22 protein-coding genes and 2 pseudogenes are annotated in these 23,142 nt (G+C 64.9%); 14 read left to right on the top strand and 10 right to left on the bottom strand.

Annotated elements, in window-relative coordinates; all coding sequences use genetic code 11:
• The 4 genes and pseudogenes from B9C43_RS56000 to B9C43_RS38245 all read left to right on the top strand — a co-directional run.
• Positions 1 to 312, top strand: a pseudogene (locus B9C43_RS56000) (IS110 family transposase); the annotation flags it as partial.
• Between the two features lie 404 nt (positions 313 to 716).
• On the top strand, positions 717 to 1,127 hold the full coding sequence (locus B9C43_RS38250; protein WP_143446890.1) for a hypothetical protein: 411 nt from the start codon (positions 717 to 719) through the stop codon (positions 1,125 to 1,127).
• A gap of 147 nt (positions 1,128 to 1,274) precedes the next feature.
• A complete protein-coding gene (locus tag B9C43_RS57000; RefSeq protein WP_160096993.1) occupies positions 1,275 to 1,442 on the top strand; it encodes a hypothetical protein in 168 nt (55 codons plus the stop codon).
• 647 nt (positions 1,443 to 2,089) lie between these two features.
• Positions 2,090 to 3,502 (top strand): peroxidase family protein, encoded by a 1,413-nt coding sequence (locus tag B9C43_RS38245; RefSeq protein ID WP_160096991.1) that lies wholly within the window; start codon positions 2,090 to 2,092, stop codon positions 3,500 to 3,502.
• Between the two features lie 264 nt (positions 3,503 to 3,766).
• Here the strand turns inward: B9C43_RS38245 and B9C43_RS38240 are convergent, their stop codons facing one another.
• From B9C43_RS38240 to B9C43_RS38225, 3 genes are all read right to left on the bottom strand, one after another.
• On the bottom strand, positions 3,767 to 5,761 hold the full coding sequence (locus tag B9C43_RS38240; RefSeq protein WP_084431978.1) for an NPCBM/NEW2 domain-containing protein: 1,995 nt from the start codon (positions 5,759 to 5,761) through the stop codon (positions 3,767 to 3,769).
• Between the two features lie 216 nt (positions 5,762 to 5,977).
• A complete protein-coding gene (locus B9C43_RS57835; RefSeq protein WP_200825876.1) occupies positions 5,978 to 6,325 on the bottom strand; it encodes an SbtR family transcriptional regulator in 348 nt (115 codons plus the stop codon).
• 153 nt (positions 6,326 to 6,478) lie between these two features.
• Positions 6,479 to 7,276: an SAM-dependent methyltransferase gene (locus tag B9C43_RS38225; protein WP_084431842.1), complete on the bottom strand. Its 798-nt coding sequence runs from the start codon at positions 7,274 to 7,276 to the stop codon at positions 6,479 to 6,481.
• A 343-nt stretch (positions 7,277 to 7,619) separates the two neighbouring features.
• Here B9C43_RS38225 and B9C43_RS38220 point away from each other — a divergent pair, with 343 nt between their 5' ends.
• Positions 7,620 to 8,522 carry a dienelactone hydrolase family protein gene (locus tag B9C43_RS38220; protein ID WP_084431840.1) on the top strand — a complete coding sequence of 301 codons (903 nt, stop codon included), beginning with the start codon at positions 7,620 to 7,622 and terminating at the stop codon, positions 8,520 to 8,522.
• Positions 8,523 to 8,916: 394 nt separating this feature from the next.
• Here B9C43_RS38220 and B9C43_RS38215 read toward each other — a convergent pair whose 3' ends face one another.
• Entirely contained in the window at positions 8,917 to 9,147 is a 231-nt protein-coding gene (locus B9C43_RS38215; protein WP_084431838.1) for a hypothetical protein, read from the bottom strand.
• Between the two features lie 381 nt (positions 9,148 to 9,528).
• Here B9C43_RS38215 and B9C43_RS38210 point away from each other — a divergent pair, with 381 nt between their 5' ends.
• Positions 9,529 to 10,233 carry a molybdopterin-dependent oxidoreductase gene (locus B9C43_RS38210; protein ID WP_084431836.1) on the top strand — a complete coding sequence of 235 codons (705 nt, stop codon included), beginning with the start codon at positions 9,529 to 9,531 and terminating at the stop codon, positions 10,231 to 10,233.
• 183 nt (positions 10,234 to 10,416) lie between these two features.
• Here the strand turns inward: B9C43_RS38210 and B9C43_RS57830 are convergent, their stop codons facing one another.
• A complete protein-coding gene (locus tag B9C43_RS57830; RefSeq protein WP_200825875.1) occupies positions 10,417 to 10,869 on the bottom strand; it encodes a hypothetical protein in 453 nt (150 codons plus the stop codon).
• Between the two features lie 40 nt (positions 10,870 to 10,909).
• Here B9C43_RS57830 and B9C43_RS60270 point away from each other — a divergent pair.
• Positions 10,910 to 11,119, top strand: a pseudogene (locus tag B9C43_RS60270) (hypothetical protein); the annotation flags it as partial.
• A gap of 16 nt (positions 11,120 to 11,135) precedes the next feature.
• Here B9C43_RS60270 and B9C43_RS58915 read toward each other — a convergent pair.
• From B9C43_RS58915 to B9C43_RS38190, 3 genes are all read right to left on the bottom strand, one after another.
• On the bottom strand, positions 11,136 to 11,462 hold the full coding sequence (locus B9C43_RS58915) for a hypothetical protein (protein ID WP_143446889.1): 327 nt from the start codon (positions 11,460 to 11,462) through the stop codon (positions 11,136 to 11,138).
• A 353-nt stretch (positions 11,463 to 11,815) separates the two neighbouring features.
• Positions 11,816 to 13,504, bottom strand: a complete 1,689-nt coding sequence (locus B9C43_RS38195) for a sensor histidine kinase (protein ID WP_084431834.1) — start codon at positions 13,502 to 13,504, stop codon at positions 11,816 to 11,818.
• A complete protein-coding gene (locus B9C43_RS38190; protein WP_084431832.1) occupies positions 13,494 to 14,195 on the bottom strand; it encodes a response regulator transcription factor in 702 nt (233 codons plus the stop codon). Before B9C43_RS38190 ends, B9C43_RS38195 begins: the two co-directional genes overlap by 11 nt.
• Before the next feature lie 89 nt (positions 14,196 to 14,284).
• On the opposite strand from B9C43_RS38190, the gene B9C43_RS55980 reads away from it, so the two are divergent.
• From B9C43_RS55980 to B9C43_RS38165, 6 genes are all read left to right on the top strand, one after another.
• A complete protein-coding gene (locus tag B9C43_RS55980; protein WP_143446888.1) occupies positions 14,285 to 15,346 on the top strand; it encodes a peptidoglycan-binding protein in 1,062 nt (353 codons plus the stop codon).
• Positions 15,343 to 16,026: an ABC transporter ATP-binding protein gene (locus B9C43_RS38185; RefSeq protein ID WP_143446887.1), complete on the top strand. Its 684-nt coding sequence runs from the start codon at positions 15,343 to 15,345 to the stop codon at positions 16,024 to 16,026. Before B9C43_RS55980 ends, B9C43_RS38185 begins: the two co-directional genes overlap by 4 nt.
• A complete protein-coding gene (locus B9C43_RS38180) occupies positions 16,023 to 17,228 on the top strand; it encodes an ABC transporter permease (RefSeq protein WP_407657147.1) in 1,206 nt (401 codons plus the stop codon). Before B9C43_RS38185 ends, B9C43_RS38180 begins: the two co-directional genes overlap by 4 nt.
• Before the next feature lie 10 nt (positions 17,229 to 17,238).
• Positions 17,239 to 17,781: a hypothetical protein gene (locus tag B9C43_RS38175; RefSeq protein WP_084431828.1), complete on the top strand. Its 543-nt coding sequence runs from the start codon at positions 17,239 to 17,241 to the stop codon at positions 17,779 to 17,781.
• Between the two features lie 112 nt (positions 17,782 to 17,893).
• Positions 17,894 to 19,084, top strand: coding sequence for an NAD(P)/FAD-dependent oxidoreductase (locus tag B9C43_RS38170; RefSeq protein ID WP_084431826.1), 1,191 nt, complete (start codon positions 17,894 to 17,896; stop codon positions 19,082 to 19,084).
• A 10-nt stretch (positions 19,085 to 19,094) separates the two neighbouring features.
• On the top strand, positions 19,095 to 20,033 hold the full coding sequence (locus tag B9C43_RS38165) for a sigma-70 family RNA polymerase sigma factor (protein WP_084431824.1): 939 nt from the start codon (positions 19,095 to 19,097) through the stop codon (positions 20,031 to 20,033).
• Positions 20,034 to 21,032: 999 nt separating this feature from the next.
• On the opposite strand, the gene B9C43_RS38160 is transcribed toward B9C43_RS38165, so the two are convergent.
• Entirely contained in the window at positions 21,033 to 21,263 is a 231-nt protein-coding gene (locus tag B9C43_RS38160) for a hypothetical protein (protein WP_084431822.1), read from the bottom strand.
• Positions 21,264 to 21,945: 682 nt separating this feature from the next.
• Positions 21,946 to 22,095 carry a hypothetical protein gene (locus B9C43_RS56995; RefSeq protein WP_160096989.1) on the bottom strand — a complete coding sequence of 50 codons (150 nt, stop codon included), beginning with the start codon at positions 22,093 to 22,095 and terminating at the stop codon, positions 21,946 to 21,948.
• Positions 22,096 to 22,551: 456 nt separating this feature from the next.
• Between B9C43_RS56995 and B9C43_RS38155 the strand changes: the two genes are divergently transcribed.
• Positions 22,552 to 22,989, top strand: a complete 438-nt coding sequence (locus B9C43_RS38155) for a hypothetical protein (protein WP_084431820.1) — start codon at positions 22,552 to 22,554, stop codon at positions 22,987 to 22,989.
• Positions 22,990 to 23,142 lie beyond the last annotated feature (153 nt).

Below are 23,142 nucleotides of genomic sequence, written 5' to 3'. Positions count from 1 at the left end.
ACCTTGCACATCATGGCTGCCGTTCAGCTGCGCAACGCCACTCCAGGCCGTATCTACTTCGATGCGAAGAAGGCCGCGGGCAAGACCTCGATGGAAGCCATGCGCGCACTCAAACGACGACTATCCAATGTGGTTTATCGCCGGATGGTGCACGACCAGCAGACCAGGCAAGCGGCAGGCCCGGGAGGGCACTCCGGGACGACTCGCCAGTCCAGCGTGACCGACCTACCCCCGGACATCGGCTCTTCGGACAAGCCACAACCCGGACCCACCACAACCCAGCCTAACCCCCACTTCCCAGCCGCCTCTTGACATAAAGGGGAGCCATGACATTGCGTCCACTGTGGCCGTTCGTATTCGACGGCTTCGCGGCATGAGAGTGCGTTGCCCACCCCCTGGAATTGCCGCGCCACATTTGCCAGCGGGCAAACCGTCCGAGGCCCTGAGCCTGCAACCCCTTTCGGTAAACCCGGCCGAGTTCTTGATCCGCGTGCGATAAAGGGGAAGCGCGCGTCGGGTGCCGACGTGCCCGTACTTCGAATCCAGCTGTTCGGGGAGCAAATTTGTGACTTATCCCGGATAGTAGACGACCGCCTGAGCGCGATGGCCGTGGTTGGATCATGCTATTCCCGCTATATGGAATTGATCATGCATAGGCGCCAGCGGTCGGTTATGACATGAGAGGTAACCCGACCCGCTCGGAAGGGAGTCCTCCCATGCGTGTCCGTTCAGCTTTTGCCAGACGGGTCTTACCCGTCGTTGTGCCCGTCCTCGCGCTGCTCCTGCCGATGGCCACACCGGCCGCCGCGTACACCTCGCACAGAGGCAGCCCAACCACCTTCGACGTGTGGTTCGCCGCCGGTGACAACGAACCCCAGCTCGGGCCCAACACCTTCCACATCATCGGCCACGGCAACTGCCGCTATCACGTCGTGAAGTACACCTACAAAGGCCAGAGCCGCTTCATCCCCATCAACTGCAACGGCGAAAAAGTGGTGTCCATCGCTCCGCTCGGAACCAACGCCTACCCACTGACCTGGACACTCTGCTACTACCACTTCATCAAGCACGTACTCGTCATGACCTGCAGCCCCACACTGACCGAGGACATGGTGTACACCACCTGATTCGCACCCCCACCGGCCCGACCCAGGCCGGGCCTGGCGACGCCACCCAATCAACTCACAAACAAGGACGCCCGGCGTCGAAAACGACCGGCTCCGCTCCGGTCGACGGTGATTGGGTACGCAAGTGGCACATGTGGATCGCCGTCGGTGTCCTGGTTGCTCTTGTGGTCGGCGCTTCTCTCCAGCGTGGCCGGACTTCCGGCCGCCCAGTGCATGCCGGGCGCGCCTGCGGTGCCGACGACGCGAGCACGAGGCGGCGGGCGAGAGCAGGTTCCGTTGGCAGCGCTGGCCTTCCTGGTCAGCGCCTCGGCATAGGTCGGCACGGCGGCCCTTCCCTCAGCGTGATGTCCGCTTTGGGGACCGTAGTGACAAGCGGCCCGCACGGATCTCACCTATTCACGTGAGGGCCGCCGATCGTCGCTCGGGCCACACGTCCGGAGGATGCCGATGATCCGCGTTCGCTCGAGCGACCGGCATCCCCCAGCGCATCGACGCCCCCGGAAGGGAACCGCCGCCTGTCCGCGGTACTGACGGATCGACCCCGGCGAAGTGCACGATCCGCGGCATCCGGTGATCCCCACGGCACTGCCCCTTCCCGGGTGCTGACCCAGCCCTCAGCAGTTGGTGACAACCCCGGCGTGAGAGCAGGGAATTCCGGAGCCGGACGCGCAGGTCCGGGTCGTTGTACCGCGAGGTCCGCCCGATCTGGCAGCTCTGGCGGCACGGCCGATACTTAGGGAGCATTAACTAGTCGTAAGTGTTCTTCGTCATGGGCGAACGCTGTCCGCAAAATGGACAATTCCCACGTGAACACAGCCGACCATAGTACAAACCCTGCAAAGTTGAGTCGACGAGGTTTCATTGGCGGCGTGAGCGGTGTCACGGCCGGCGCCGCGATCGCTACATTTCCGGGCACAGCCACTGCGCAAACCGCGCCGACAAACCCCCGTTTCTTCGGCAGAATGTTCAACCTCCCGCCCTTCGCACCGGCCACCCAGCAGGTCCAGGAAGCCCTGCGGGAACTGGGCAGACCGGGTGGCATTATGGACGCCAAGGACCCGTTGAACGAAGGCCCGGTCCGCCTCATCACCAACCCTGAGTTATCTCCCAACAATGTCGACAACCCATTCCACACCGCCGGAACCACATTTTTCGGCCAATTCGTGGACCACGATTTCACGTTCGACCTGAACTCGCGTCTCGCGGTACCGACTCCCCCGGAGACCTCACCGAATACGCGGTTCCCGACGTTGTCACTGGACTCCGTGTACGGCGGCGGCCCCAACGCGAACCCCGAGTTCTACGACCCAGCCGACCGGGTCAAGTTCCGTGTGGAGAGCGGCGGCCTGTTCGAGGATTTGCCGCGGCGCTCGGACCGGGTGGCGATCATCGCCGATCCGCGCAATGACGAGAACCTGATCATTGCCGGCCTGCACGCGGCGTTCCTGTTGTTCCACAACCGGGTGGTCGACCTGGTCCGCTCCCAGGGTGCGCCCGCCGACCAGGTGTTCAACCGGGCCAAGCAGATCGTCACCTGGCACTACCAGTGGATCATCGTGCACGAGTTCCTGCCGCAGATCATCGGCCACGGGCTCACCCAGGACATCTTGCGCCACGGCCGCCAGTTCTACCGGCCGGCACCCGGGCAGTTCTTCATGCCGGTGGAGTTCCAGGGTGCGGTGTACCGGTTCGGGCACAGCATGATCCGGCCGTCGTACCGGGCGAATCTGGCCGGCGATCCCGGCGGCAACCCCGCGACCGGCGCCCCGGCGTTCTTCGGGTTCATCTTCGACCCGGCCGGTCAAGGTCAGGCCGATCCGGTGGACCTGCGCGGCCGAGCCCGTGCACGTCGCCGGTTCATCGGCTGGCAGACGTTCTTCAACTTCGGCGACGGGCAGGTCCGGGCGAACAAGCGGATCGATACCATGATCTCCACTCCGCTGTTCAACTTGCCTCTGCAGGCGATCCCGAGCAACGACCCGCCGACCTCACTGCCCCAGCGCAACCTGCTGCGGCACCTGACGTGGTCGCTGCCGTCCGGGCAGGCGATCGCCGAGGCGATGCGCATCCCGATCCTGACCAGGGAAATCTTCCCTGAGCTGCGGCCGCTCGGCAACAACCTCGATGCCAGCACCCCGCTGTGGTACTACATCCTCAAGGAAGCCAAGTACCTCGGCGACGGCATCACCCTGGCTGGCGTCGGCGCGCGGATCTGCGGCGAAGTCTTCTTCGGCCTGCTCCAACTGGATCCCACGTCCTACCTGTCAGTCCAGCCGACCTGGACACCAACCCTGCCACGCCGCAACGCCAACACCTTCACCATGGTCGACCTGCTTACCTACGCACGCGTCGACCCAGCCAGCCGTCGCCAGTGACGGCGCTGAAACCGGCCCTGACATGCCTGCACCTCGCCACGGCGGCGACGAGGTGCAGGCTCTCCGCCTTGCCAGAGACTGACAAACACTTACTAACGAACGCAACGAAAGGAGGGTTCCCGCAGCCCGGTGCTGCGAGAACCCTCCGCAGGGTCGGGACGACACGATCTTCACCGTGCAAGCCCTTGATCCGAAAGCGGTCCACAAAGGATCATCGAACGCGAGACGCGAATGTCAGATCGGTCCTGTTCGCGATCAAGGGGCCTATCCGCAGGTCACCCGGACATCGGCCCAGTCGCCGTGGTCGCTGGTGATTCCGTTGCCACCATCATTGACCACCAGACGCACCACCATCGCCCCGGTGATGTTGGCGGTGATCGGCTTGGCGGGCATATCGTTGGTCATGACTCCGCTGTCGGCGACCTTGGCGCCGTTGGCCCAGACTTCGAAACCGACTGAGCCGTCGGTTCCTTCTTCGTCGTCCACGCCGACGCTCGCGGTCAACGACGTGCAGCGTCCGCCGACATAGAACTCCACATTGCTGGGCGCGTGGGCGCCGATGCCCTTGGCGTACGTGACTCCGTTGATAGTGATGGGATTTCCGTCGCCAGAACCGTATTCGCCGTTGCTGGTGTCGCGTTCGACTGGGCCCCAACCGTTGTCCGAGCTCAACCACGTCAGATCGCTGACATAGGCGTTCGCTGCCGGCGCCGGTGGTGGCACACGGACTTCGAGGTCGAACCGCGTTTCCGCGTCTGGCCGGTAGGTGGTTCGGACAGCCAGGACATAGAAACCCGGTTTGGCGTTTGCCGGGACTTTGACTGTCCACTTGGTACTCGTAGATTCGCCGGTGCGCAGGATTGTCTTGTCGTTCGGCGATTCTGGAACCGCCTCCCAGCCAGCGGGCCCAGTAAGCACCGACTTCACCGTGACAGCGGGCAGCCTGCCGTTGTTGGTCGCGGTCGTGGTCACCGACGCCGTGTCACCGGGCGCGACCAGTGGCAACGCGCCCGGGTACACGGTCTGTAGTGCCGCGCCGATGTCTACCGCAGGCGGGTACTTCGCCCAACCGCGGTCGGCGTTCACCCGGAACATCGCACTGCCGTGCGGCGGGAGGGTCGCCGCGATCGTGCCCGCTGTGTGACGGTCGGTGTGCGCCCACAGGTCACGCAGTTTGTAACCGGTCGCTTGCGGCAGGCCGATTTCGGCGGCCGTGGTCGTGACGCGTTCGGTTTTCTCACCCTCGTTGAAAAGCAGCACTGCCTTGTCGCCGTTCTTCAACGGCTTGACAAAAACGTGGATCCCGCCTGCAGAGCGGATCGGCCGTCCCTGTATCCCCAGCGGGTCCTGGTCGACCGCGATGACCTCACGGTTGCCGAGGATCTCGAACGTCTCCGGTGTCGCTGTGCGCAGGTCGGAGCCGATCAGCAGAGGCGCGGCCATGATCGCCCACAGCCCGAAGTGCGACCGGTACTCGGTGTCGGTCATGCCACCGTTGCCGACCTCGAGCATATCCGGGTCGTTCCAGTGGCCTGGCCCGGCGTAGTCCGCGAGCGCCCAGTTCGTCTTGGCGATACCGAGCATGCTGTTGTAGGTGTCGGTGATGTCGCCGGTGGTACGCCACAAGTGACCAACGTCCTTGCCCCACAACCAAGGCTGGTTCTCGCCCCACTCGCACAGTGAGTACACGATCGGCCTGCCGGTACGGCGCAACGCATCCCGCATCGTGGTGTAGCGGAGTTTGGCGTCCACGCCCTGGTTGTTGCAGTTGTCGTACTTCAGGTAGTCCACGCCGTAGGAAGCAAACAGGTCGGCGTCCTTCTGCTCGAAGCCGAGGGCGCCGGGAAAACCGTTCTCGTTACAGGTTTTCGTGCCCGCACTGGTGTAGATGCCGAACTTCAAGCCTTTCGAGTGGACGTAGTCCGCGACAGCCTTGATGCCGTTCGGGAAGCGCACCGGGTCCGGGACAAGGTTCCCGTCGGGCCCGCGTTGCGGCAGCGCCCAGCAGTCGTCGAGGTTGACGTACTGGTAGCCGGCGTCCTTCAGGCCTTTCGAAACGAAGATGTCGGCGATGCCCTTGACCATCGCCTCGTTGAACTCGGCCCGGCAGTGGGTGGAGTTCCAGTTGTTGAAGCCCATCGGCGGCGTCAGCGCCAGTCCGTCGCCGGGAGTCACGGCGGCGACGGCGGGGGTGGTGGCAGCGGTGCCGGGTGGCGCGGCACCGATCCCCGCGGCGAGCAGCACGCCCGTCCCAACCATCGCGGTCACTCTACGTACATGTTTAATCATCGGACCTCACCGTTGAATGTCCAACAAAATCAAACAATAGTCTGCAAAGAGCACCATCATCACACCGCAATCGACAGAGGTTGTCCACCCTTCAGCGGCAACTTCCCCGGAAGATCGGATGACTTCGTTCACCAGCCAGACTAAGTGGTTCCGACGATCAGCGATGTCCCTCGTTGAGCGGATCAGTCACTGTCCGCTGCGGACAGCGCGGCGGCCGCGGGACGCATCCCGTTCGCTCCTGGTGACCAGGTCCGGTTTGGACGGATGTCCTGCGGCCGGTAGGCCCTCGGTGTCCGGACGGGCGCGCATGCCGTCGATCATCAAAGCGAGGTAGCGGCGCCACAACTCCGGACTCCCGGTGTGTTCGGTGACCGCGCCCAGCATGAGCTGGATGATCGGCAGATCTACAGGCTCGACGTCGGGCCGTAGTGCGCCTTGCTCCTTTGCCCTGGCGACCAGCCGCCGGGTGCCCCAGTACCTCCGATTCTGCCGCCACAGAATGGATTCCTGTTCCTGGACAAGGAGAAGTTCCACGCTTCCTTCGCCGGGGACCTGAGCCCTCAGCGAGCGGCATTCCTCGGAAGTAGCCGACCTGATCAAACGGGCCGCCGTCTGACAGTTCTTCCTCATGAGCGTTTCGTCCGGTCCCAACCGGACGAAACACCTCCCCTTCACCGTGTTTCCGGCTCAGCTGAACGGCTTGCGCGCGACCGCGCCCATGACCAGACGTTGCATCGCGCCCAACGGTCCGGTTCGAGGACTGTCCGGCCGCCAGTCGCCCACCGGCACCAGGCCGGGCTCCACCAGCTCGAGGGCGGGCAACAGGTCCAGGATCCGCTCGGCACGCCGGGGCCAGCCAGTGCCGACACCCGCGCGATAGACCTCGCCGACCCGGGTGATGGTGTCCGCGAGTTCGTGGCCTGGACCAGGGTCCAGGAAGTGGATCAGCACGACGTAGGAACCCGGCGCGAGCGCATCGACGTACTGCTGCATCGTCAGCCAAGGGTCGTCATGGTCCGGCACGTGGTGCAGCGTCAGGATGTGCAACAGTCCGATCGGCTGGCTGAAGTCCAGGTACTTGCTGACCACCGGGTCGGCCAGCACCCGATCCGCATGGCTGAGGTTCACTTCGGTCACGTGGGCACGGTCGTTGCCGGCGAGCAGCCTTCGCGCGTGCGACAGCGCGAACTGGTCCAGCGACACGTAGACCACCATGCATTCAGGATTGATCTCGTGGGCCACGCGGTGTGTGTCATCCACGATAGGAAGACCCAGTCCGCAGTCCAGCAGCTGCGTCAACCCTGCCTCGCCTACCAGATAGCGGACTGCCCGCGACAGGAACGCCCTGGTGTCCTGCGCGGCGACGGGAAAGTCCGGATCGATGGCACACAAACGATCACGGACCGCCTTGTCGGCCGCGTAGTGGTCCTTGCCGCCGAGCAACGCGTCGTGCACACGGGTGATGCTCGCCTTGTTCGTGTCCATGGCGACACGAATCTACGTGATCCGCAACGAATCCAGCCAGCCCGAACTGATCCGAATCGGCCAGCGGTCAGCGCAAGATCCGTCCCGGACGACGCGGACGCCTCGTTCAAGATCTCGCAGGGCCGCCCAAGATTCCATAGTGGACCGATCAACCGGCTTGCTGAGGTCTCCGGTGCTCAACGTACGGGCGAATGTTCGAGTTCTGTCAACGTGTGAACACCCGGCCAGTGTCGACAGCAAACAGACAGCCAAGACCCGCGTGTGCCTGTCTATGCTCGTGCGCGAACCGTGGGGCAGCCAGCCCCTACCGGCGCCACTCTCGCAGGGTCTGTTGGGAGTAACCATGACGGAGATTCAGCGGTATCTCGCCGAAGAGGTCGCGGAGGACCTTGCCGACGGCATCATCAACCGAAGGGAAGCGATACGCCGCCTCGGCTTGCTCGGTGTGACTGGTGCGGCGGCGAGTGGGCTGCTGGCCACGTTCGCCTCGGGCACTGCGGCGGCGGAGCCGCAGAGCAGCGGCAACCGTTCCGCGTCCGAGACCAACTGGGCTCCCGTCCCGCGCGAGTCGATCACGTTCACAGGCCCCAGAGTGCCGCTGATGGCCGCTTGGGCAGCCGCCGAAAAGCCCCGCGGTGGCGTGCTGGTCATCCACGAGAACCGCGGACTGAACGAGCACATCCGCACGGTCGCCGGGCGATTCGCCGCCAGCGGGTACTCCGCACTCGCGCTCGACCTGCTGTCCGACGAAGGCGGCACCGGGGCGTTTCCCGGCGAAGCCGAGGTGGCGGCCGCGTTGTCCCGGATCCCGCCGGAACGCTTCGTCGCAGACATGAAAGCCGGCCTGACCGAGCTCAAGCGGCGCGTGCGCGGCAAGAAACTCTGTGCGGTCGGATACTGTTTCGGCGGCAACATGGTGTGGCGCCTGCTCACCTCGAACGAACCGCGCCTGGCCGCGGGCGCCGCCTACTACGGGCCATTCCCGGAAGGCGGCAGCTTCGAAGGCTCCCGTGCCGCAGTGCTCGGGGTTTACGGCGGACTCGATGCCCGAGTCAACGCGACCCGGCCAGCGGCCAAGGCGGCCCTGGAAGCGGCGCGGCTGAAATACGAACTCCTCACCTTCACCGAGGCCGATCACGCCTTCTTCAACGACACCGGAGCCCGCTTCAACGCACACGGTGCGACGGAGGCGTGGCGCAGAACGCTGAACTGGTTCGACGCCGCCGATAAGCGGCGCAGTGACTAGCGAGTCTCTCGGAGATCAACGAAACAATCGGGAATCCGGCGAACCGTTCAATACGCACTGAGGACTGGGCGCCGCGTGTCGGCGCCCATGCTGATCAAGTCACTCCGCGATCGTGCGCCGCAGTCGCGAATTGTCCGAGTCCGAACTCAGGTGAGGTATCGGTGACAGTCGCGTTCATCGGAACCTTTCGTCCCGGAAACCGGTGCACAGTCCACGTAGTGGGTTGCCTCGGCAGATAGCGCGCCAGCCGATTCCGCAGCAAAGGTCCGACAATCTCGGATAGTGCGAGTGGCACGTCTGGCCGAACGGCGCACTGGCTACCGTCGCACTCACGGTCGCGGCCAGATCACTGACTGACCAGCTGCAGGCTTCCTGGCCACTGGCCCTGTCAGTGCTATCCGCGACGGAAGAGCCGGACAAGCGCGCCGAGCGGACCGGTCGGGGCATGCCACTCGACCTTCACCGTGTGCTCAAACGAACCGTCCAGCCGCTTGATCATCCGTTCTTCCGACTCTTTCTTACCGCCGCTGGCCCACACGTACATGCCATACATGCACATGATCGCCATAATCGCGATCATGTGACTACCGGTAGCTTGTCCCTTGGCCTCGGTCAGCATGCCCACAGCCGGTCCTGTTCGGACTCGTCTGCCCAGGCGTCCGACACCGCGCCCTGTTCACCCTGCAGTACCGGTCCGCCGGCGAGGCACTGTCCACACTGGACCGCTGGGTCACGCTCATCCGCCACTGATCCACCCGCACCACACCGACCTCACCGCATAGAACCTTTACACACCAACACATCCTGCCCGCTGCGCGGCATAACGGCCGGGTCTGCGCAGATGCTGAGATCCATTCGGGTGAAGCCGTGGACGGTGGAGATCCTGGGCGAGTTCAACGCCACTCCTGCGAAGGAGCGGAATCACTCCCGTGGGTGATCTCGTGCTGGGCGGCTGAGGAAATGATGGGTCTGGCGGTGATCAAATCGCGTGCGAAAGGCCTGATCAATGAGATACGGCAACAAACTTCCTCCAGGACAACGCCGGGTCAAGGGATTCCCCCGTTTCGGCACGCACCTTTCCCGGCCTGCCCCGGCCGTTCCGGCCGACCCGGTGATCGAAGTACGCGGGGCGGTGACCGAAGAATTCGACCTTCCACTCGCGTCACTCTCATCCTTGCCGCGGAAGGAGATCACAGCCGACTTCCACTGCGTGGCCGGCTGGACGGCGACCGACCTGCGCTGGGAAGGCGTCTCGTTCGAGACGCTCTACCGCGCTCTCATCGAACCGGCGCTTCCGCCCGGAACATCGATCACCCACATCAAGTGTCGCGGACTCGACGGGTGGGAAGCCGCGGTGAAGATCGACGACATTCTGGCCGACGACGTACTCATCGCCCAGCATCTCGACGGCCACCCACTCGACAGTGACCACGGAGCACCGGCCCGCCTGGTCAGCCCCAGTCAGTACGGTTACATCAGCGTCAAACACCTCTCCCGCGTCGAGCTGTTGACCACCGCCCCGGCAATCACCGAAGGCCTCCTGCTCAGGAGTCATCCCAGGGGCAGGGTCTGGGAAGAGGAACGACACGGTCTCCTCCCCGGACGGGCGGTACGCCCCTTCTACCGGGCCCTGATTCGCCCCATCAGGTTCCTCAGTTCCCGCGGCGCTCGCGACCGCCACACGTCAGGGCGGCCCCGTTTCCCGAATTGACAGCCGCGGCCTCTTCCCTGTCCACGCGTGCCCGGCTACCTCAGCCTCGGCTTCCCCGATCCCAGACGACAAACATGACAACACGGACTGTCTCTGGATCAAGGATGCTCCAGAAACACCGCCCCGGCCGGTAACAGCATCGAATGCTGGCTCGTTATCTCATGGCGTTGATCAACCGGGGATTCATGCTGGACATGGTGGCCGAGCCCGCTGCCGACCAGTTTGAGGCAGAGGGGCGCGCGAGGGATCCATGAACCAGCAGTAGTTCGCCGGACCCAGGTGCAGGACCTTGGCGCGTTTGGACAGCAGGTTGAGTATGTCGCGGTCGTTGCACTGAACTTTCGGTGCCGCAGCCGATTCCGCGTTCAGCTCGGTGTCGACGGCGGCGAAGAACTCGGTGAGGTTTCGTGCGCCGGGGCGGGAGGGTGTCTTACTACTTTTCGGGCGTCTGCCCCCATAAATCGTGCCCTGGGTGGCCTCGCGCTGCACCGCGCGATTCTGCCTGCCTTCGCCGGCTTGATCGGTCAGCCTGCGGTGCTCGCCAGGTTCGCAGAGATCGGCGGGCAGAACATGGACTGGCGTGATCAGCTCGGCCACTACCTGCGTGCCAATCTCGCCACCGAAGATGTGCGCCAACGCTACCCAGGCCGGCTGACCGACCGCATCCCCGGTCGTCTACGTCACCACCCCGCCCAAGGAATCACCGCGCAAGCTGGCCATGGAGTTCGCCCGTTTCCTCGGCCTGCCCCCGGTCAAGCGCGGCTACAACACTACCGACATCGCCGACGCCGTCTACCAGCTCATGTTAGAGGCGAGGGTGGACCTCGTTCTGGTCGACGAACTGCACAACCTGAACCTCGCGACAGTGGCCGGTGAGGACATGTCCGACCATCTCAAGTACTTCACTGAGCACCTGCCCGCGACTCCAACCGAGACAGTCGATCCCCGCGCAGCCGCGGAACTGGGATCGTCACCGCGCTCGCCGCGCAGTCCCACAGCCTTGCCACTAGGGCGACTTCGAACAGTTCTGCCACCGCAGCGGCACCGCCGCCAAGCACAGTGCCGACACCTGGGCCGACCTCTCTCAGACCGTTCCTCGACGCTGCGGTCGGCCCTGAACGCGACGCGGCGACCAACGAGCGGCCCGGGCTGTCCGAGAGGAAGGAGGCGCCCTCATCCCACTCGTGCGCTCCCTTGTACTTCGGCAGCATGCTGCGGGAATGGGTCACCTGGGCCTGTTCGACGTGACGGCAACGCCATGCTTATGAGATGATCAACTCACCAGGATAGGCTGAGCCGTGTGGATAGTGCGCACATCCCACCGCGGACACCACAATCGGTGCTGATCGCCTGGCTCCCGGTTGAGGAACCCGATCTCACCGTCGGCCCCACCCTGTTCGCCGAACGCCGTGTGCTCGCTGTGCCCACCGATCACGAGCTCACGCGGCGCACGTCGATCTCGCTGGAGGCGGTCAGCCACTTCCAGCATGTCGACGCCCTGCCGTACGCGCCGGAAACCGAACCCATCCGTGCTCTCGCCCAGACCGTCCGAGACCTCGGCCCGTGGAAACGCGAAGATGACTTAGGCGGGCAGCCGAACCCGGAAGGTCGCGCCCTGGCCGTACGTGCTCTCGGCGGTCGCGCTGCCGCCGTGCGCCTCGGCCAGGTTGCGTACGATCGCCAGGCCGAGGCCGCTGCCGCCGGTCTGTCGGCTGCGTGACTTCTCCGCCCGCCAGAACCGGTCGAACACATGCGGGAGGTCCTCCGGGCTGATGCCGGTCCCGTTATCGGCGACTTCGAACACGACCTCGTCCTGTTCGGTCCGCGCGGTGACGGCGACCGACCCGCCCGAAGGCACGTACCGCAACGCGTTGGTGACGAGGTTGTCGAGGATTTGCCGCAGCCGCACGGGATCCGCGTGTACCTGCAGCGCCTCCGGGTTCGAAACGGTCAGCGTGATCCCGTTCTGCGCGGCCCGGGCGTCGTGCGCTGCGTCCAGTTGGGCGAATATCTCTGACACCGCGACCTGCGAACGGTTCAGTCGCAGCTTGCCGGCGTCGGCTTCGGCGAGGTCCTGCAGGTCGTCGACGACATGTTGCAGGACGAGGGCTTCCTTGAGCAGCAACGCGATCAGCGCGGGGTCTCGTTCGCTGAGTCCGTCCTCGGCCGCTTCGAGCCAGCCCCGGATGTTGCTCAACGGCGTGCGCAGTTCGTGGGCGATGTCGCTGACCATGGCTTTGCGCACTTGTTCCATGCGTTCACGGTTCTCGACCATGGTGTTGAACGCCTTGGTGAGTTGCGCGATCTCGTCACGGCCGCGAACCGTCAGCGGAGGGGCGGCATCTCCGTCAGCCATCAGGTGCGCGGCACCGGTAAGTGCCCTCAGTGGACGGATCAGTCTCGCGCAAACCGCTGCCGTGACCACGATCGCGACCAGGAGAACCGCCGCCGCCACGCCCGCGACCCGCCACGAGTTCCCGGATGACAGATCGAACGACGTGGTCGCCGCGCCTGCCGGGCTGGTGACGAACATCAAAGCGGCAGGCGCGACATAAGGCGCGAGTTGCTGGCGGCGGGATGATCTCACGCATTCCGCCACCGCGGGCTCGTCGGGAATCCTCTGATACCGCGCCGGTGTGTAGTCCGGGTCGAGCAGAACCGGCGGCAGGCCCCGCCGGGCCAGGCACGGGTTGACCAAGTCCTCCAACGCGAGCAGGGCATAGAAGTCGGCAACACTGTCCGCGGGAACCCGGACGTCGATGCACTTCTGCCGCGTCGCCGCGTCTGCGGCTCTGTTGACCCGCAGGCATTTCAGCACCCCGGACTGGTCCTCACGCTCGCGCACGCCGATCGGGGTCCGGAACGGCCCAAGCACACGCTTGTCGATCCGATCGGCGGGCGCGTCGGGCAGCAGCACGGGATCGACGTCGAGTGCGTCGACCTCCGCCGACGCGGTCGACGGCAACGGCGACCCGTCCCCGCCGAGGTCCACGATCGGCGTGCGATCCTTCGTCAGCAACGCGATCCGGCGGTCCGGATGCCGTTCCACCAGATCTTCGACTATGTCCTTCGCCTCGGACCAGTCGCTGTGGTCCACGGCGTGGCCCAGCAGCACCTTGTAGATGTCGTTGTCCACGGCCAGTTCCCGGCCCTGTTCCTGCTGCAGCGAGGCCCGGGTGATCTGCGTGGCCAGCCACGCCGTCGCCGCGATGGAGCACACAGCCACCAGCACAGTGACGCCCAGCAGCCGGAAGAAGATGCTACGGCGCATCGCGCCGCCCGGCCGTCAGCTTGTACCCGATGCCGTAGACGGTGACCAGGTGTTCCGGTTCGCGCGAGTTCGCCTCGATCTTGCGGCGGAGGTTCTTCACGTGCGCGTCGATGGTCCGGCCGGTGATGTAGCTGCCGAAGCCGTGCATCCGCGCCAGCAGCTGTTCCCGGGTGAACACCCGGTCCAGTTCCGCCGCCAGAATTTCCAGCAGCCGGAACTCACCGGGTGTGCAGTCGACCGGCCGGCCCGCCATGGTGACTTCGTGCCGGATCGGGTCGATCACGAGCGGACCCGCGCGCAACATCGGATCCGGTGCCGGCTGGGCCCGCTGCCCGCGCCGCAACAGGGTCCGCACGCGCGCGACGAGTTCCCGTGGGCTGAACGGTTTCGTCATGTAGTCGTCCGCGCCGAGGCCGAGCCCGAGCAGCATGTCGTCCTCAGTGGAACGTGCGGTCAGCATCAGCACCAGCACATCCGACTCCGCACGCAATGCGCGGCATACATCCAGACCGTCCATTTTGGGCAGCATCAGGTCGAGCACCACCAACGCGGGCTGATGACGGCGGGCCGACTCGACGGCCTGGTGCCCGTCGCGGGCCACGACCACGGTGTGGTGATCCTGCTCCAGGTAGCGCCGAAGCAACTCGGCCTGGTTCTCATCGTCCTCCGCGACCAGGATCAGTCCGCTCACCAGGCGATGATAGGCACGTCCGAACCGGCATCACCGGGGCAGCATCGAACGATCACAGGTCCATCACAAGCGTCCTGGATCATCTCGGCATGCCGAAGTCCCGCCGGCGCACCGCCGTCATCGCGATATCCGTGCTCGTCGCGGTCGCCATCGCCGGCGCGGTGGCGCTGATCTTTCTCAACCGTCCCCCGGTCGCCGCTCCCCCTTCGGCGCCCTCGGTCAAGACTGCGACCGTACGCAAGGGTGACCTGTCGAACACCAGGTCCATCCCGGGAACGCTGGGGTTCGGCGCGCAGCGTCCGATCAAGGGCACCGGAGCGGGGACAATCACCAAGCTGCCCGCGATCGGCGATGTCGCGAAGATGGGCAAGCCCCTCTACTGGGTGGACGACCGGCCGGTCCCGGTCTTCTTCGGTGCCACCCCCTTGTTCCGCAAGCTGGAGGCACCAGGCACCAAGGGCTCCGATGTGGCAGTCGTGATGGACAACCTCGCGCAACTGGGTTACCAGGTCGGCCGCAGGCCGAACGACGACACCAAGGCGGAGTTCACCACCACCGTGAGCGACGCGCTCAAACGCTGGCAGAAGAAGTCCGGGCTGGCCGAGACCGGCACACTGGACGTCGGCCAGATCCTGGTCCTGGACGCTCCGGCGCGGGTCGCGTCCGTACAGGCGCAACCAGGCAGCACGGTCACCGAGGCGCTGTTCACCGTCACCCCGGAGGCCCGTGTCGTGACGTTGTCGGTGGGCGTCGGCGACGCCGGGGCGCTCAAGGCGGGTACGCCGGTCGCCGTCGCACGGCCCGACGCCAAGGAAGTCCCTGCCAAGGTCACTACCGTCAGCCACGCTGCCCCCTCCGAGAACGGCCCGAGCAACCAGCAGAAACTCGACGTCGTCGTGGTCCCGGACAATCCGGCTGACGTCGCCGACCTCGACTCGGCACCGGTCCAGGTGAAGATCATCACCGAAAGCCGGACCGGTGTGCTCGTGGTGCCCGTCGAGGCACTGATCGCCCTGCGTGAGGGCGGATATGCGCTGCAACTGCCCAGTGGACAGCTGCAGGCCGTGCAAACCGGCATGTACGCCCAGAACAAGGTCGAAGTCACTGGTGCGGGCGTCACCGAGGGCCTCGAAGTGGTGATCGCGTCGTGAGGACCGTGCTTGAACTGCGCGGCGTAAGCAAGCGCTACCCCGGCGGCGTGACCGCGCTGGACACCGTGTCGCTGAGGATCGTCGAAGGCGAACTGCTGGCCATCGTCGGCCCGTCCGGCTCGGGCAAGTCCACCCTGCTCAACATCATCGGCACGCTTGACCTGGCCACCGAAGGCGTGACCGAGATCGGCGGGCACGACGTGCTGCGACTGTCCGACCGGCGGCTGTCGGCGCTGCGCGGCAGCCGGCTCGGCTTCGTCTTCCAGCAGTTCCACCTCGCCGACGGGCTCACCGCGACCGAGAACGTCGCCACCGGCCTGCTCTACGCCGGAGTGCCCAGGCGCAGGCGCAAGCAGCTGGCCCGGGCGGCACTGGACCGCGTCGGCCTGGCGCATCGGGCCGATCACCTGCCACAACAGCTGTCCGGCGGCGAGCGCCAGCGGGTCGCCATCGCCCGTGCGGTGGTCAACCAACCCGCCCTCGTACTGGCCGACGAGCCGACGGGCGCGCTGGACACGGCCAACGGCAAAGCCATCCTCGACCTGCTGATCGAACTCAACCACGAAGGTACGACCATCGCCGTGATCACCCACGACCGCGACATCGCCGCGATGCTCCCCCGCCGGGTCGAGTTGCGCGACGGCCGGATCATCGCCGACACCCGGGCAGGCCGGCCGTGATTGACCTGCCCCGGCCGGTCCGGCTGTCGTTCGGCGACCTGTTCGGGCTGGGCATGCTTGGACTGAGCACACGCAAGATGCGCGCCGTGCTCTCCGCGCTGGGCATCGCACTCGGCGTCGCCACCATGGTCGTCGTGACCGGCATCCCGGCGTCCAGCCAGAAGGCGTTGCTGGACGAGCTGACCGCGCTGGGCACCAACATGTTGCGGGCACAGCCTTCGGCGCGGGAGGAGAACCCGGTGTTGCTGCCTGAGGCGTCGGTGGGAATGGCCGAACGGATCGGCCCGGTGACCGCCGCCGCCGCGGTGGCGAACACCCACACGCGGGTGCGTCGCTCGGACCTTCTGGATCCGGCCTACAGTTCGGACATCACCGTGCTCGCCAGCAGCCTCGGCCTGCTCGAGACCGTCAACGGCCATGTCCAAAGTGGACGATTTCTGACCGAGGCCACCGAGGACTTTCCCGTGGTGGTACTCGGATACGTCGCAGCGGGCAGGCTCGGTATCGACCGGATCGCCGACGAAGGCACCAAACCCGCTGTCTATGTCGGCGATCGCTGGTTCACTGTCGCCGGCGTGCTCGGCCCGATGCCGCTGGCACCCGACATCGAGCGATCGGTTCTGGTCGGCTGGCAGGTGGCCCGCAAGGAACTGCGATTCGACGGCCATCCCACGGTCGTCTACGTCAAGGCGCACGAGGAGTCCATTGAGGAGGTACGCCGGGTGCTGCCCGCGACGCTCTACTCCGAGATTCCCGGACTGGTGCAGGTCAGCCGCCCGTCAGATGCTCTGGCAGCCAAGCGCGCCACGCAGAACTCCTACGCGGCCCTGTTTCTCGGCCTCGCGGCGGTCGCCTTGCTCGTCGGCGGCGTCGGCGTGGCCAACACCATGGTCATCTCGGTACTGGAACGCCGCCGGGAGATCGGACTTCGGCGGGCGCTTGGCGCCACTCGTGGCCAGATCCGCGGCCAGTTCCTCACCGAGGCCGTTCTGCTGTCCAGTCTTGGCGGCCTCGCCGGCACCGCCCTCGGCATGCTCGGCACAGTCGGCTACGCCGCCCTCCAACGCTGGCCCACAGTCATCCCCATGACGGCCGTGACCGGTGGCGTCCTCGCCGCCGTCGCCGTCGGCGTCCTCGCCGGCCTGTATCCATCCATTCGCGCCGCTCGGCTGACCCCGACCCAGGCGCTGTCCACGCAATAGAGGTACTGCCATGATCAAGAAACTCGCCGGTCCGGTGGCGCTGCTGGCCATCCTGGCAGCGTGCTCGACACCGGAGCAGAAACCACCGCAGATCGCGTCCCTGAACACCACCAACGCAGGCGCTGCCGCCCCCACGACGACAGCGCCTACCGAGGAACGCCCCAGGCTCCGCCTGGACATGTCCAGAGAAGACGCGGACGCGCTGTACGAAGTACTGGCCCGCTGCTTGGCCGAGCACGGCGTAGACAAGAAGAAGTTCGAAACCGAAGGCGTGCCGTCCAAACAGGTCATGGACGCCGCGGAGAAGGCCTGCGAGTCCAAGCAACCGTTGCCCCCATGGGAGAAAGACGTGAAGAACCCCGAGGCCCTCGATTTCGCCAACCGTGTGGTGCAGTGTCTGCGCGGGAAGGGAGTTCGCTACGTCGAGGTCGTCAACAATACCAACGACGCCCAGGTGAACGTCGCCTTCGGCGGTCCGAACAACGACCAGGATTCGATCACCAAGGGCATGGAGTTCGTGGAGGCCTGCGAGCGTGAGGCCTCCCGGAAATAGGCGCCGTCCATTCGCTGCCCGACTTCAGGGTGACCCACGCCACATGCGGATCCTGTCAGGAACCCGGCGGCCGTCTCGTTCAAGGCCCAAGCGAACAGACAGGAGCAGCACCATGCGGCATCGCATCATCGTCCTGGGGGCTGGATACGCCGGAGCGTCCGCCGCCGGATACCTGGCACGTCATCTGCACCCCGAGGACGTCGAGATCACCGTCGTCAACGCCGAGCCTGACTTTGTCGAGCGGATGCGGCTTCACCAGCTCGCGGCCGGCGCGGAACTGCGCCGCCACGAACTGGCGAAGATGTTCGCGGGCACGGGTATCCGGCTGCGATTGGCGCGGGTCACAGAGGTCGACGCCAAGCACCGGACTGTCACCGTGACCGACGGCGAAGGCATTGACCGGCTCGAATACGACACCCTCCTCTACTCATTGGGCAGCACTGCCACCGACCACGGCGTTGCGGGCGTGGACGAGCACGCCTTCCACGTCGCCGGGCGGCCTGCCGCGTTGCGGCTGCGCCAGCGACTGGATGATCTGGGCGAGAACGGGACTGTGCTGGTCGTGGGCGGCAACCTGACCGCGATCGAGGTCGCCACCGAGATCGCCGAGTGCTGGCCTGGACTTCGGGTCACCCTCGCCACCACTGGTGAACTGGGCGGTTGGCTGGGCGCGAAGGCCCGGCGTCACCTGCTGCGGGCGTTCGACCGGTTCGGCATCGAAGTCCACGAACACACCACTATCGAACAAGTCACTGCGACCGGGGCCATCGCCGCCAACGGCAGCACGTTCTTCGCCGACGCGACCGTGTGGGCGGCGGGCTTCGCGGTGCACCCCATCGCGGCCGCCAGCGGGCTCGATGTCGAAGACGACGGCCGAATCATCGTCGACCGCATGATGCGGTCGGTCTCGCACCCGGAGGTCTACGCCGCCGGCGACAGTGCCTACGCCATCGGCGACAACGGCCAGCCGCTGCCGATGTCCTGCGCTTCGGCGGGGTTCACCAGGATGCAGGCGACGGCCGCGATCATCGGGGACCTGACCGGCCGCAAGATCCCGAAGACCTCGTTGGCGTATGTCGGCAACTGCGTCAGCCTTGGCCGGAAGGACGCGATCTTCCAGATGGTCGATGGCGAGGCACGGTCGAAGTCCTGGTCGCTGCGCGGACGTCCGGCCGCCCGCTTCAAGGCGTTCGTGCTCCGAGGCAGCGCATGGAACATGAGCCACCCGACATACGGCCTGCCCACCCGCAAATACCGGTTGACCGCCGCGTCCAACCACCCCGCGGAGACGGTCGTTATCTAGAGTCCGCCTCGTGGACACTGCCACCGTCGAGCGTTTCGAGGCCAACCGGGACCGGTTGGCCTCGCTTGCGTACCGTCTGCTCGGCTCAGCCGCCGACGCCGAAGACGCCGTGCAAGATGCGTTTCTGCGCTGGCAGGCTGCTGACCAGGCGTACATCGAGGTACCCGAGGCGTGGTTGACCAAGGTGGTCACGAACCTGTCGCTCGACCGGCTCCGGTCGGCGCAGATGCGGCGAGAACGCGCGGCCGGCGACTGGCTGCCCGAACCGCTCCTGGACGGCGATCCGATGCTGGGCCCGGCGGACACAGTCGAGCAGCGCGAATCGGTGACGCTGGCGGTACTGATCCTGATGGAACGCCTTTCGCCGATCGAGCGGGCCGTTTACGTTCTGCGCGAGGCCTTTTCCTACAGCCACGCCGAAATCGCCGAGATCCTCGACATCACCGAGTCCTCGAGCCAGCAGCACGTCCACCGCGCCCGGCGCCACATCACGGCCAGGCGCAACGCCCACATAGTCAACGACGCCTCCGCACGCCGGATCGTCGAGGCGTTCATCAACGCCGCTTCCTCCGGCCAGACAGAACGGCTGGTCGCCTTGCTGACCGATGATGCGACCGGGACCACCGACGGCGCCGGGCTGGCCAAGAAACTGACGCGGTACTCCGTCCCGGAGCGAATCGCCGCGATGCTGCGAGCCGGTTTCAAACCGACTCCGGCGAAGCGCCGGCTGGCCGGTGGCTCCCCCGCGCTCCACGCCGCCGTGGTCAACGGTTCCCCGGCTGTTGTCGCCGTGGTCGGCGACCAGGTGCTGGGCGTAGTGATCTTGGAGGTTCGCGACGACGACAAGATCGCGACGGTCCATGGCATGGCCTCGCCCGCCCGGCTCGGCCGCCTCACCGCGGAGTGGCGGCGGCATGAGCACGACGACCCCATCATCGCCTCGTGGTGACGCGGTCATCCGGTGAGCTGGGCGAGAATATTCTTACGGCGACGGAGTTTGTGCTGTTGGGACTGTAAGGACCGAAGATGCCTCGCCGGCGGGCAGACGCTCTCTCGGATGAGGACACTCAGGGCGAATTCTGTTGCGCTGGCGCGCTTTGGGGCTCGGTGACCGGGCGGGTCTTGCCTATCTGTCCTTGGCCGGGCGTGGTTCTCGGGGGCGCTACCTGTTCTTGCCTGGGGTGGCGGGCTGGAACAGTTCGACGAGGTTTCCTGCTATGTAGTTCACTCGTGGAGTCGATGAGATCCAACGCGGCGACGCGAGTGCATAGCTTTGGGGGATTGGACACGCTACTTTTTGCTGCGAAGTTTTCCGCACAGTCCCAGCATTACTCGATATGGCCAGTGGTGACGGCCGCACTATCCGACCCTATGGTCCTACTTAGCGACAAGACATCTCCTTTGACTGGCTTGCCGATCACCTTGAAAAAATTCCATTGGAGACTGTCAATGAACTGCGATCTACGCTGCCTAAACCTTCAAGTTTCAGACCTGTAGATAGCTTCTTTCGAACGGACAACGCGGATTCACTTCTACGGCCTTATAGATTTGAACAACGGCGAGCTGACTGACATCATCCAAGATGTGCGCCCCACACTGGAAGAATACGTAAATTCTTCCCCAGCATATTTCAGCAGTCACGACAACCCCTCTTCGTCCAGGACCTCGACTATGGTGAGGCCAATCAGCATCGCTAGCAGTATGCGGCATACCTCCGTTGTCAGTGCAGGAAGTTGTTCGGGAAGGTGGATCGTGATGCCATCGATTTCAACGCTCATCGCGGCACGGATTCACGTGGTGTCAGCCAATGTCAGGGATGAAGTAACAGTCGGCTTGGAATTCGAATGGGTCGCGACCTCAGGATTGATCTTTCATGGTTCAGCTGTCGACTCTATCGTGGTTACTACGACTGCCGACGCCACGCAGAAACGTGAGGAGCTGTCGACTTCTATTCGATGACAAGGCGTTCGGCGCGGCTGTCCCTGTGGGCGTGGACGGGCTCGCTACACCCTTTGCCCTCGGTGCATATTTGGATCTTGATGCGGTCGGCACCGCCGGGCAGGTCTGGGTCGCCGATTGAAAAGTTAAAGTCAACCTGTTCGTATAAGGCGCGCCTGGAATGGCCATCGACCTTGGTGCTCCCGGCATAGGCGCCAAATGAGACGGTCGTGATTGCCATTCCTGATCCTACCCATCCTCGGATATTCGAGGTGCGGTTACCCCACGTGATGCCGCCAACGGCCTGGCCGTAGCACTCCCCGGGCGAACACAAGTTGAAGGCGTCGTTTGGCCAGGCCGCCTGAAGACGAGTGTCGGCCAAGGCTGATTGGGTCGTCGTCACAGCTAGCAAGCAGCACGTCAATGCGACCGCGGCAGCTGGCACAGCTCTCTGAGTGAATTTCATGACTTGGTCTCGCTCTCATTGAGGCAACGTGGGATGACGAACCGCCCGGGACCGCCGCCAAACAAATCTAGAACTGCATTTCGGCGTTGCGGGAACGCCTGGGTGACCCGGGGCTGATCATCACTGACGGTCACGGTTACCGAATCATCGTCGGTGACGATCAGCTGATAGCGATCAGCGCTCGCACTAGCTTGTGCACAATTCACCCCTTTCGAGTGTCGAGCGACCGGCAGGACCATGAGAATTATTTGATGTAGTCAATCCCCCAGTCTGAGCACGAGTCTTTGGTTGGCCATGACTTGTCAACGCGAACCCGCCAAAAGATCTTCGTGCCGACTCCCATTGGGACTGAGCCCGCATCAGAAGAGTGACATCCTCGGGTGTTCGGAATCTTTTGAACCTCACACCTGCGGTATGCCACTGGGCGTACACGGAATCGTCATCGCTGGCGGTATCGCTAACCCAGATCCAGAAACACCTCGAAGAAGCCTGTGGCGCCGAGGATGAGTTCACCACGCGCAGCCAGCGCAGTGCCCACCAAAAACCCAGAGGGCTGCAACGGGGGACTCGGCGGCGGCAAGCCGTTGGCATTCACCGAGATTGACATGACTGTTCCTTAGCCCGCTTAACTACACCAAAGCGCCATTTTGTGGAGTCAGATTCCAACCAGGTGAGTGAATGATCAAAGGGTGATCTTGATCGATCCTGGTCACCTCCTCGACTGTCGCGTTGACGCCTGTCCAGCATGTGTCGGCCGAGTGGCTGCAGGGCAGGGGTTTCCCGTCGACTACAGCGGCGGGAAACGGGCAACGCGTGCGGATGCCCGGACGATCGAGCCAGACTGTTCTCGTAACCACTACGGCGTATTCGGGTCCCCACATAGGGCGTGGCTGTCCGAGTTGCCGAGGTTGTTCGCTACCACGGAAGACTGTCTGTGCAAGGTCGAGTCAGGTACCACGGCTACCGGCAGGGTGCCCATCTGCCCGGTTTGTGGTGCCGCTATGGAAGCGGGCGGTGAACTCGTGTCGCTGGTGGAGAAGTGTGGGTTATAGGGGCAGCGGCCGTGGTGGTCGCGATAGCGGTGGCCGTGGCAAGTCTCGCGGGCGTTGTCATGCTGGGCATGGACCAGGCGCATCAGGCGCCGTGGGTGCGGTTGCACGGTGGCGCCGCATGGCTGGCGTCGAGCCAGACTGGGCAGTTGACTCTGCTGGATGGCGCTTCGGCGGAGGTCGCCGCGCGAGTGCCGGTCGCGCCACCCGGTGCACCCCTGCGTTCAGGGCAATTCGGATCGACCGGCTACACCTTGAATCAGCGGGATGGATCGGTGGTGCGAGTGGATGGCGCGACGTTGCAGCCGTCGAACCCGGCGCCTTTGTCGGCCGACAGGATCTTTCCCGCCGCTCAAGCCCTTTACGCACTGGACTCGGCGCGCGGACTGCTCACGCCCACCGACCCGGCAACCTTGACACCCCCTCGCCGCTCCGCACTCTCTCGCGGGTAAGGCTGATGACGCCATTGTGGACAGTGACGGTCGCCTCTGGGTTCTCGACCGGCACGCCGACCACCTGACCTGGTTCTCCCCAAACACCCGGCAGTCCCGGGGCAACGTCGGGCCTCGCACAATCTGGAACGTCATCATCAAGAACGGCAAGAT

Origin of the sequence: Kibdelosporangium aridum (assembly GCF_900176515.1) — a bacterium.
In the GTDB taxonomy this organism is placed as follows: domain Bacteria; phylum Actinomycetota; class Actinomycetes; order Mycobacteriales; family Pseudonocardiaceae; genus Kibdelosporangium; species Kibdelosporangium aridum.
Note: the sequence above shows the minus strand (reverse complement) of the source record. Positions and strands in the feature narration are given on the sequence as shown.